The following is an 11,382-nucleotide window of genomic DNA, read 5'->3' on the forward strand; positions in this document are numbered from 1 at the left end:
TAGATATCAATATCCCCATCAAGGTCATAATCAATAGCCGATGCCCCTGATCCGTGTGCATCTGCCATTTTAGTTTTTTCAATGCCGCTTGCACTGGTTACATCTTCAAAAACCACCTGACCATTCGCCTCTAAAGCAATGAAAAATAAAATGATGATTTTAAATCTAATTTTCATTCCACCTCAAACTAAGTGAATAAATAAAACAAAGAGCGTAAATGGTAGTTCATAAAATTTATTCTTTTACTATCTTACAATTTCAATCGAAAACGCAATCGTTTGCGGCATTTTTTCTTCATTTAAGCTACATTTTTAAACAATATTATCACTAATTTGATCATCGTTTGCGTGAAAAATTCATGCAGATTAAGCGAAATTCAGACTTAATTGTGATGATAGATACACCTATTTCCACTCGAAATAAATCCAATAATTCTCTCGGGAATTTAAAAGAATATAGAACGTCAGAAGGGCTACTAGAATGTGTTCTTGACAATGCTTTTGTCCGCATTTCCGTTTACAGTGCCAGTGTAATTAAAACGCATATTAGCTTTGACGGATATTGGGATCATAACCCTTATAGCGTAATACAAAACCCGTCTAGTAATGAACTCGACCTAAAGGATGAAAACGGTTGCATTACATTGAGTACTGCCAACGTTATTCTTGAAATTAACAAAGCACCATTCAGACTAACCTTTAAAACAGTAGAGGGAAAAGTGATTAATGCAGATGATGAGGCCTTTGGAACCGCCTCTATTGGAGAGCAAATAACCGCGTACAAAAAATTGCAAGCTGATGAGCGATTTGTAGGTCTAGGTGAAAAAACCGGCCCGCTCGACAGAAGAGGTAGCGGTTATCAGAACTGGAACACAGACCATTTTGGTTATGGCCCGGAAAGTGATCCGCTTTATTGCTCTACACCATTTTACATTGGACTACACAGTGGCTTATCGTATGGCATTTATTTAGATAATTCACACAAATCTCATTTTAACTTTGGCGCATCTAACGACCGTTTCAGCAGCTTTTCTGTCGATTCCGGTGACATGTGCTATTACTTCATTTATAATAACGATGTTGCTGGCATTTTAAACTCTTACGCAGAGCTTACTGGTTACATGCCCCTTCCTCCTATCTGGAGCATCGGTTATCAGCAATGTAGATATAGCTATTATCCTGACAAGCAGGTATCCAGACTAGCTGAAACGTTTCGTGATAAGGATATTCCGGCAGATGTAATTGTACTGGATATCCATTACATGGAGAAATACAAAATCTTTACCTGGGACGGTGAAAAATTCCCCGATCCAAAAGCCTTGATCAACCATTTAAAGTCACTAGGGTTTCATGTGGTGGTCATGTGCGATCCGGGTATTAAAATTGAAGACGGGTACGAGGCCTACCAGAGCGGTATGGAAAACGATGTGTTTGTTAAATACCCAGACGGATCCAATTATTCAGGCTCTGTCTGGCCTGGCTTGTGTCATTTTCCGGACTTTACCAATGAAAAAACCAGAAACTGGTGGGGTGAGCAAATGAAGTCTTACACAGACCTTGGCGTAGATGGATTCTGGAATGACATGAATGAAATTGCTACCTGGGGACAGATGCTACCAGAACTTATCGAATTTAAATTTGAAGGAGATAAGGCTACCTCCCGCAAAGGAAGAAATATCTATGGCTTTCAAATGAGCCGTGCTACGTATGAAGGCACCAAACATAACCTCAACGGTCTAAGGCCTTTTAATTTAACAAGAGCAGGTTTTTCAGGCATTCAAAGGTATGCCGCAGTTTGGACTGGCGATAATGTAGCTAATGACGAGCACATGCTATTGGGTGTGAGATTGGTAAATAGTATGGGTCTTGCTGGAATTGCCTTTGCAGGCTACGATGTTGGCGGATTTGTAGGCAATGCCAATGAAGCATTATTTGCCAGATGGGTGCAAATTGGAGCCTTCTCTCCTTTTTTCAGAGGTCATTCAATGATTAACAGCAGAGATTCCGAGCCTTGGTCTTATGGCGAACAAGTGGAAGAAATCTCTAAGAATTATATAAGCCTGAGGTACAAATTAATGCCGTATCTGTATTCTTCATTTTATGAAGCTACACATTCAGGCTTGCCGGTTGCACGCAGTTTGGCAATAGATTACTCATTTGATGATAAAATTTATTCTGAAGAGTACCAAAATCAATACTTATTTGGACAAAGCATTTTGGTTGCCCCGGTAGAAAGCAATAAGCATCTAACAAAAGTGTATTTGCCTGAAGGCGATTGGTATGATCTTTTAACTGATGCAAGGTACAAGGGTAATACAGAAATTGTTGCTGAATGCGGAATTGAGCATTTACCAGTGTTTGTAAAGGCATCTGCCATTATCCCAATAACGCCTCAAGCTAAAACTAATACCCAAAATTTAGGTGATGTATTGGAACTTCATGTTTACAAAGGTTCTGAAAACAATTCCTTCGTTTATTATGAAGATGACGGAGAAAGCTTCGCACATGAAGCTGGTAGCTTCTATAAAAGAACAATCACTTACCAAGCAGATGAAAAACAACTAATTGTAAGTGATGTTGAAGGTGCTTATGATTCAAAAATCAAGCATTTACATATCTGCTTTCATGGGTTTGAAGATGTAAATGATTTTAAAATCAACAACTCAATTGCAATAGCAGAACATCACTCTTACAGATTTATTAATCCTATTTCAAACTTTGACCCAATTGATAGTGAGGTTTGTGATGGGCTTAAAATTGAACAATTAGCAACAGTAAAAACAAAAAATTTAGGTTCGGAAATAGTTATTAGCTGGTAGAGATACCAGCTATTTTTTTACTTACAAAGTCTTTAAAAATGAAATACAGAATATTAATCGCCACTTTAATTGCTGTTATAGCAGTAGCATGTCAATCTCAAAAATCAACAGAAGAGAACTCCTCTGAAGAACAAGCACTTAAGTTTCCTGAAAAGGCGAAGGACATGAACATTTATGAGGTGAATATCAGGCAATATACACCCGAGGGAACCATCAACGCTTTCAGGTCGCACTTGCCTAGGCTACAGGAAATGGGTGTTGATATTTTATGGGTTATGCCGGTTCAACCCATTAGTGAAAAGAATAGAAAAGGGCCTCTGGGCAGTTATTATTCTATACGGGATTATACCGCAATAAATCCAAATTTCGGAACTGAGGAAGACTTCAAAAGCTTGGTTGATGAAGCGCACAAGCTAGGAATGTACGTGATTCTTGACTGGGTGGCCAACCATACCGGCTTTGATCATGCATGGGTAGAGAAAGAAGGGTATTATAATACAGACTCTTTGGGCAATGTTACCTGGCCAAAAGGTACTGATTGGACAGATGTGGCAGATTTAAATTATGACAATCAAGAAATGAGGCAAGAAATGATTTCAGAAATGGATTGGTGGCTAACTCAAATGGATATCGATGGCTTCAGATGCGATGTGGCAGGTGAAGTGCCTCAAGATTTTTGGACTACCGCCATTGATTCTCTCGAGCAAACGAAGGACATATTCATGCTTGCAGAATGGGATGAGCCTTGGCTACACGATGCTGGATTTCACATGACCTATGCCTGGGGGCCGCACCATTGGATGAATGAAACAGCCAAAGGCCACATTGATGCAGATTCACTGGAAGCCTTAATTCAAGGAGATATTGAACGATACGGCAATGATGCAATTAGAATGATGTTTACCACCAATCATGATGAGAATTCATGGAATGGAACTGTTTTTGAACGCTTTGGTGAAGGACACAAAGCCTGGGCAGCTTGGGCATTTACGGTACGTGGTATGCCCTTGATTTATAGTGGTCAGGAAGCAGGATTAGACAAGCGATTGAGGTTCTTTGACAAGGATACAATCTCGTTTGACACTATTCCGCATCAGGAGTTTTATTCGAAGCTTCTGGAACTTAAGCATTCCAATGCCGCATTACACAATGGTAAATGGGGCGGCAATCTATCATTCATTGAAGACGGTAACAACAAGGTTTCAAGCTTTATCCGTAAAGGCGAAAACAACCAGGTGGCTGTTATTACAAACCTTTCCAATGAAACTCAAACTGTAAATCTTCAAGCTATTTCTGACCAACCTACCCTAACGGATTACATGACTGGAAACGAGATAAAACTCAATGAAGATTCAACACTCGAGTTAAGTGCTTTCCAATACTTAGTGGTAATACTTAACTAATAATTACAGGAGACAATTTTTTAATACGATGGATAACATTTCACTAAAATCAGAAAAACCAAGGCTGAACTTCTGGCAAATTTGGAACATGAGCTTTGGGTTTCTGGGCATACAATTTGGCTTTGCTTTACAAAACGCCAATGTGAGTCGTATTTTTGAAACGCTTGGCGCTGATGAAGGCAACCTGGCCATCCTGTGGTTGGCAGCCCCAGTTACCGGACTTTTAGTGCAGCCGCTTATTGGGTATTATAGTGATAGAACCTGGCATCCAAAATGGGGTCGTAGAAGACCTTTTTTCGCAGTTGGTGCTGTTCTGGCATCCATCGCGTTAATCATTATGCCCAATTCTACCATGCTTTGGATGGCCGCTGGCACCCTGTGGTTGATGGATGCCTCCATTAATATATCCATGGAACCATTCAGGGCATTCGTAGGCGATATGCTGCCACCTGATCAGCGTACAAGAGGCTTCGCCATGCAGAGCTTTTTTATTGGCATAGGTGCAGTTGTAGCTTCTTTTTTGCCCTGGATATTTACTAATCTTATAGGCTTGAGTAATACTGCACCACATGGCGAAATTCCTCCTTCTGTTAAATGGTCATTTTATGTTGGTGCTGCTGCATTCTTTATCGCTGTTATGTGGACAGTTTTTTCAACAAAGGAATACCCGCCTGACGAAGAGGAAGATGATCTATTAAATAAGCCAATAATCATCAAGTATCCACCAAGTACATACTTATCCATTGGCTTGGGAATATTAATACTCACAGCAGCCATTGGCTACTGGTTTTATTTTGCGCAGCTCGATAAAAAGTTATTTGTACTATGCGGTATACTCGGAATATTCGGTTTGGCCTATACAGTTTCTGCTTTGTTTATGCAAAGAGATAAGTATAGAAATGGATTCGTACAGATTGTACGTGACTTTCAGAACATGCCTAAAACGATGATTCAATTGGCATTCGTACAGTTCTTCTCATGGTTTGCATTATTTGCTATGTGGATTTATACGACCTCAGCGGTTACCAGCCACATCTACAAAGCCACTGATACCGGTTCAGCCCTTTATAATGATGGCGCAGATTATGTAGGCATTCTATTTGGTGTTTACAATGGAACCTCAGCCCTTGCCGCCTTACTCCTTCCAATACTGGCAAAATACACGAGCAGAAGAGTCACGCATATGATGTCACTAGTAGTTGGTGGATCTGGATTATTATCTTTCTACTTTATACAGGACCCTACCCTCTTAATAATCTCCATGTTGGGAGTAGGTGTTGCCTGGGCAAGTATTTTATCTGTTCCATATGCCATGCTTTCATCTTCTATTCCTTCAGACAAAATGGGGTACTATATGGGTATTTTCAATTTCTTTATTGTGATACCTCAGATAGTTGCTGCAAGTATTCTGGGTTTCTTACTCACGACATTCTTTGAGAATCAGTCTATTTTTGCACTAATCATTGGCGGATCATCTATGATTTTTGCAGGCTTTTTAAGCTTATTGGTCGATGATAAAGATGAAGTACACATAGAGCAAAATGCAGCATAGATTCATAATCTTCCTAACTTCTATCGTACTATGGAATTGCTCTCCTAAAGAACAGGTAGAGGACAATTTATTCTACCAACTTCAAAGTGCCATTGAAAGTCAGGATGAGAAGTTGGTAGATGTCCTTTGGGATTCACTCCAGCAAGAAAACCAACCATACATCTGGAGCGATTCAGTGGCTTTCATTTACAGAGGTGAAGCTTCCTCAGTAAATTGGAATGGGGATTTTAATGGCTGGGGTGGTGATGCTTCATTTTACAATAAAGGTTCTCGCATTGGAGAATCTAACTTTTGGGTATTGAAAACAAAGTTTCCTGAGGATGCACGCTTCGACTATAAGATTGTTGTCGATGGAAAGTGGATGCTAGACCCAGCGAATAAGGCCATTCAAATGGCTGGTGTGGGTGGCCTCTCGCCTAACTCAGAAATAAGAATGCCCAAAAGCATCCCATCAAAATGGACAAAAGATACAGCCAAATCAAAAGGGAAGCTTACTGATTGGATCACTCACTCTAGCGATAATTTGGGGTACGATATTAATTATAAAGTGTATACGCCACATAACTATGAGCAATTAGATTCACTACCCGTTATTTACAGCACTGACGGTAATGAGTACACTCATCCCCAATTAGGAGCTATGATCGAAATTCTTGACAATTTAATTGAGCAAGAACAGATTAAACCAGTGCTTGCCGTTTTTATTGATCCTCGTGAGCCAGACAATCCTCAAAATAATAGAAGAATGGAGGAGTTAAACCTCAATGAAAAATTTAAGGATTTTATCACGAGTGAGCTGGTTCCCAAAATAGATTCATCCTACAAAACAGCAAATAATCGAGCAAATAGAGTAATTATGGGCACCTCCATGGGTGGATTAAATGCTTCATACATTGGAGCAAAATCAGCAGATATGTTTGGTAAGGTTCTTATTCAATCACCTGCATATAGATATAACCCAACCATTTATGATGTTGTCAATGAAAGTGATCAATGGCCTTTAAAAGTGAGTATTTCAACCGGTGTTTTTAACGACACTCAAGCGGCCGCTCTAAAAATGAAAGCTATCTATGAATCGAAATTAGACGCTATTCAATACATAGAAGTAAATGAAGGACACAGCTGGGGCAATTGGAGAAATACTTTAGACGATCAGCTCATCTACCTTCTCGGTAATTAATAAAGTTCTTTGAGTTAATTATTTTTTTTAGTTAGTTCAAACTATGCGAATTCTACTAACTCTACTTTTTATCACCATATTCTTCTCAGCACAAGGCCAGGAAACCATTTTTACAGACCGCCCAAATGTTACTGATGCAGTAAATGTGTTGAATAAAGGAACTATACAATTTGAGGTAGGCTATCTGAATACCACTATTGGTGACGGTGCATCTGAAGTTACCTTTAGTACCATTCCCAACTTTTCATTTAAGTATGGACTAACAGATAAAATCGAATTACGGCTTTTGACTAATTATGCAGTCCTTGATGAACCAGGGCAAGACAATACAAGTGGTTTAACTCCGATCACATTTAGTCCAAAATTCTTTATTGTAGAACAAGATGGCATTATTCCTAAAACTTCGTTAGCTACAGCCATCACTTTCCCCGATACTGGTGAAGAAGCGTTTCAAGTAGAAGATTTGAACTATAATTTTAGGGTCTTATTTGAATATCAATTCAATAAATTAACCTGGACAAATTCAGTAGGTTTTGATTTTATTGATAATGATGATTCTGTGTTAGGTTATACTACAGTTTTAGGTTACCCAATAACCGATAAATTAGGGTCATTCGTAGAACTATACGGTTTTGGAGAATCAGATAATAACCAAGATGCGCAAAACCTTGACTTTGGCTTAACCTACCTTGTAAATAACGACCTGCAGGTGGATGTAATCTATGGTTTTAATATAGATGATAACGAAGATACCACTATTTTTGGGTTTGGCTTCGGCTACAAAATCAATTAATCGATCTTATAAATATTGGCAGTCTGATCCCTGTGAATTCGTGGATTAAAGAAGTGCAATAGCCTGTCAAGCGCGGAAGGTCTGACAGTCTTTTCAAAAACTAAGTCCTTTTCAGGAAACAAAGATTTAACTAATTCTTTCCTGACATCCAACTCCTTTATTCCTTGAAAAACAATGTAATTAGGTCGTTTCTGAGCATCTTTAAATTCTGCGATTAACTCTTCAGATGTCTTTCTTGGATCGAAACTAAACACCACTTTATGAGATTTATCCATTTTCTCATCATTAGTGAGCCCTAAAATGCCTTTATCCCATTCGTTATAGTCTGAGGTATTCTCTCCCAGATAATATACAGGTGGTTGTTTCACACTCTTTTCATTTTCAATCAACACGGCCTCCACATCTTGCTTTTCAAATAGATAATGCAATGGCTCTACCCTGTCCCTTTTTGAAAAAGTAAATGCCATAAACAGCCCTCCAATGATATTTACCGTCCAGAAAAACTTCCAGGAAATTGATGGGATGATGTTGTACTTATTCCACCATTCAGAATTATCAGCCCAATTTTTCCAGCCGATGGTACCCATAACAACCAACAACGGAAACATGGGAAGTATGAACCGTTCCTGCTGATTTGGAAACGCAGAGTGGAATACGAAAAAGACCAGTACTGCCCCAAAAATTAAAGGTTCTACTTTAAACGATCTCATAAATCCTATCATTAAAAATACACTAACCGGGGGTATTAAAAATCCAAAAGTGGTAAGCGTAAATTTAAATGGAGACCCTGCTATAAAATTATTGGCATTAGAGCTATTGTAAGCAAAGTATTCAACAATAGAATGAAATGGATAGTCAAAAAATATAAGATCTATCATGCCTACCGTGAGGAATGCAGCTACCAAATAACCCAGGGTGAATAGAATGCTTCCTGTCCATTCTTTACGAAACAGCAATACAAGCCCAAGACCTCCGGCAAATAAAATTGTTTGGTATCTAAAGGCAAAGGCCAACCCAAACAACAAGCCAGCAAAAAGCCATGGGAGAACTTTTTTAGTCTCTTCCTTTGAATTCTTCACCAAATAATAAAAACCAATCATTATTGGTGGAATACATACCATTTCTACCAAAAAACGAACACCCATAAATGGGAAAAACCACAATAAAGCAAGAATCCAACCTACGAGCTTTGCCTTCTTTTCATCAGATAGTAATAATGTAAGCCTATAGCCAAAAACAACAATCAGCACGGAGTATAGTGCATGAATAATTCGTAAAAAGGTAGTTTTAATATAAGGATCAGAGGCTCCGAAAAACTCTGCTATCCAAATAAGCCCTGCATTAATACCGGCATAAAACATGCTATGCTTAGGTGGAATGCCAGACTCCAGCCAGTGAGGAATTCCATTCGCCCAACTTTGGGCTACTCGGGTAACATCAAAATGATCATCATGAAAGGCATAACCTTCAGAAAAAAAAGCCGCTAATAATCTGGCTATTACAGCTACAATTAGAATTGTTTTAAATGGATATTGAGCGTAATACGCTTGAGCTCTTTTATATAGGGTCACAGAGAAGGCTTTATTGTTGACTACTTTGATTCCTCGGCATCTCTGAGTTCTCGCCTGATAATTTTACCAACATTCGATTTTGGTAGCTCATCTCGGAACTCGATGTATTTAGGTCTTTTATAGCCAGTAAGGTTTTCATCACAGTAAGCATCCACTTCTTCTTTGGTTAATGAATCATCACTTTTAACGATAAATACTTTAACCGCTTCTGTAGATTTCTCATCAGGTACACCAATGGCCGCCACTTCCAATACTTTTTCATGGTTGGCAATAACATTTTCCACCTCATTAGGATAAACATTAAAGCCCGATACGTTAATCATATCTTTCTTTCTATCCACAATTTTGAAGAAACCCTCTTCATCCATCATGCCCATGTCACCTGTTCTAAACCAACCACCTTCAAAAAATACATCAGAATTGTCTTTATTTAAATAGCCACTCATAACCTGCGGGCCACGGGCACAAATCTCCCCTATTTCACCTTGCGGCAGCTGATTTCCCTGCTCATCAAAAATGGCCATTTCCGTACTTGGGGTGGGCAAACCAATAGTTCCGCGTTTGTGAGTACTATCGAGAGGATTACAAGATAATACCGGAGAAGTTTCACTTAACCCATACCCTTCAACTAGTGGAGTGCCTGTAACTTTTTGCCATTTTTCAGCCACAAAATCCTGTACTGCCATTCCTCCACCAATGGTTCCTTTCAGACTGGAGAAATCAATGTCTTTAAAATCAGGCTGATTCAGCATTCCGTTAAATAAAGTATTCACCCCTGTTAATAATGTAAACTTATTTTTCTTCAAGTCACCCAGGAATGACTTCATGTCTCTTGGGTTGGTGATCAGAATGTTTCTTGCTCCAATCTTTATCATAAATATGCCATTCACACTTAATGCGAAAATATGATAGAGCGGAATGGCTGTAATCATCGTTTCAGTTTTACCTTCTTCTAAATACGGATGAAACCAATGGGTAATCTGCTCGGCATGTGCCAGCATGTTTTTATGAGACAGCATCGCACCTTTTGAAACACCAGTGGTGCCTCCTGTATATTGAAGGAAAGCACAATCTTCCTGACCAATAGTTGGCTTATCAAGTGATAACTTCGCACCCTTTGCCAATGCAGTTTTAATAGGAATTGCACCTGGCAGGTTATATTTTGGCACCATGCCCTTCACATACTTCACTACAAAATTTACGATACCACCTTTAAGTCCACCGAGTAAATCACCCAACCCGGTAACAATCACATGTTTAATCTGAGTTTTTGATATAACTTTTTCCAGATTACAGGCAAAATTTTCAACAATAACGATAGCCTTCGCCTCAGCATCTTTGAACTGATGCTCCATTTCTCTTGGCGTATAAAGTGGGTTGGTATTCACTATTTTTAAACCTGCCTTTAAACCACCTATCAGGGCTATTGGATATTGCAGGCAGTTAGGCATTTGAATTGCCAATGTGTCGCCCTTTTGCAGACCACACTCTTTCTGTAAATAAGCAGCAAAATTATCTGACATCTCATCAACCTCATTATAGGTCAATGATTTCCCCATATTATAATAAGCTTCCTTAGAACCAAACTTTTTAAAGCTTTCATCAAACAGCTCTACCAATGAATTATGCTTTAATTCCTCTATTTGTGCAGGTATTCCTTTAGGGTATCTTTTTACCCAACTAAATTCGCTCATTATCTGTGGAAGTTTAATTGTTTCAAATGGTTAAAGATATTACTATTCCTCAATCCCGACAAATAAAAAAAGCGGTTCCATCAGAACCGCTTTATAGCAACAATTAAACTTACAATACTAGGCTGTAGGAGAAGGATTCGAACCTCCACGAAGTGGTTAGTCAGCCGAGCGGCCAATTTATCCCAAACTCTTCACCCCCGAGACAGGAGGGCTTGTCTGCCTGTTTCAACACCCTACAGTATATTCGTCAATTTTAACTTGGCTGTGTGTGCTGAGACAGGAGTCCCGATAGTTATCGGGATGTCTGCCTGTTTCAACACCCTACAGTATATTCGTCATTTTTAACGTGGCTGTGTGTGCCGAGACAGGAG

General features: G+C 39.1%; 7 protein-coding genes. 5 read left to right on the forward strand and 2 right to left on the reverse strand.

Features of this window, described 5'->3' with window-relative positions; translation table 11 throughout:
- Positions 1-343: 343 nt before the first annotated feature.
- From RLO81_RS12290 to RLO81_RS12310, 5 genes are read left to right on the forward strand one after another with little or no spacing between them, the layout of a single operon-like run.
- Positions 344-2,818 carry a glycoside hydrolase family 31 protein gene (locus RLO81_RS12290; protein WP_350111915.1) on the forward strand — a complete coding sequence of 825 codons (2,475 nt, stop codon included), beginning with the start codon at positions 344-346 and terminating at the stop codon, positions 2,816-2,818.
- A gap of 38 nt (positions 2,819-2,856) precedes the next feature.
- On the forward strand, positions 2,857-4,221 hold the full coding sequence (locus RLO81_RS12295; RefSeq protein WP_350111917.1) for an alpha-amylase family glycosyl hydrolase: 1,365 nt from the start codon (positions 2,857-2,859) through the stop codon (positions 4,219-4,221).
- Between the two features lie 28 nt (positions 4,222-4,249).
- Positions 4,250-5,773, forward strand: coding sequence for an MFS transporter (locus RLO81_RS12300; RefSeq protein WP_350111919.1), 1,524 nt, complete (start codon positions 4,250-4,252; stop codon positions 5,771-5,773).
- Positions 5,763-6,953, forward strand: a complete 1,191-nt coding sequence (locus RLO81_RS12305) for an alpha/beta hydrolase-fold protein (RefSeq protein ID WP_350111921.1) — start codon at positions 5,763-5,765, stop codon at positions 6,951-6,953. The genes RLO81_RS12300 and RLO81_RS12305 overlap by 11 nt, the downstream gene beginning before the upstream one ends.
- Before the next feature lie 43 nt (positions 6,954-6,996).
- Entirely contained in the window at positions 6,997-7,746 is a 750-nt protein-coding gene (locus RLO81_RS12310; protein ID WP_350111923.1) for a transporter, read from the forward strand.
- Here the strand turns inward: RLO81_RS12310 and RLO81_RS12315 are convergent.
- Positions 7,743-9,317 (reverse strand): glycosyltransferase family 39 protein, encoded by a 1,575-nt coding sequence (locus RLO81_RS12315; RefSeq protein ID WP_350111925.1) that lies wholly within the window; start codon positions 9,315-9,317, stop codon positions 7,743-7,745. The two genes, RLO81_RS12310 and RLO81_RS12315, sit on opposite strands and share 4 nt — an antisense overlap.
- Before the next feature lie 20 nt (positions 9,318-9,337).
- Positions 9,338-11,011: an AMP-binding protein gene (locus tag RLO81_RS12320; RefSeq protein ID WP_350111927.1), complete on the reverse strand. Its 1,674-nt coding sequence runs from the start codon at positions 11,009-11,011 to the stop codon at positions 9,338-9,340.
- Positions 11,012-11,382: the final 371 nt, after the last annotated feature.

This window comes from Fulvivirga sp. (genome assembly GCF_040220315.1).
Taxonomy (GTDB): Bacteria; Bacteroidota; Bacteroidia; order Cytophagales; family Cyclobacteriaceae; genus Fulvivirga.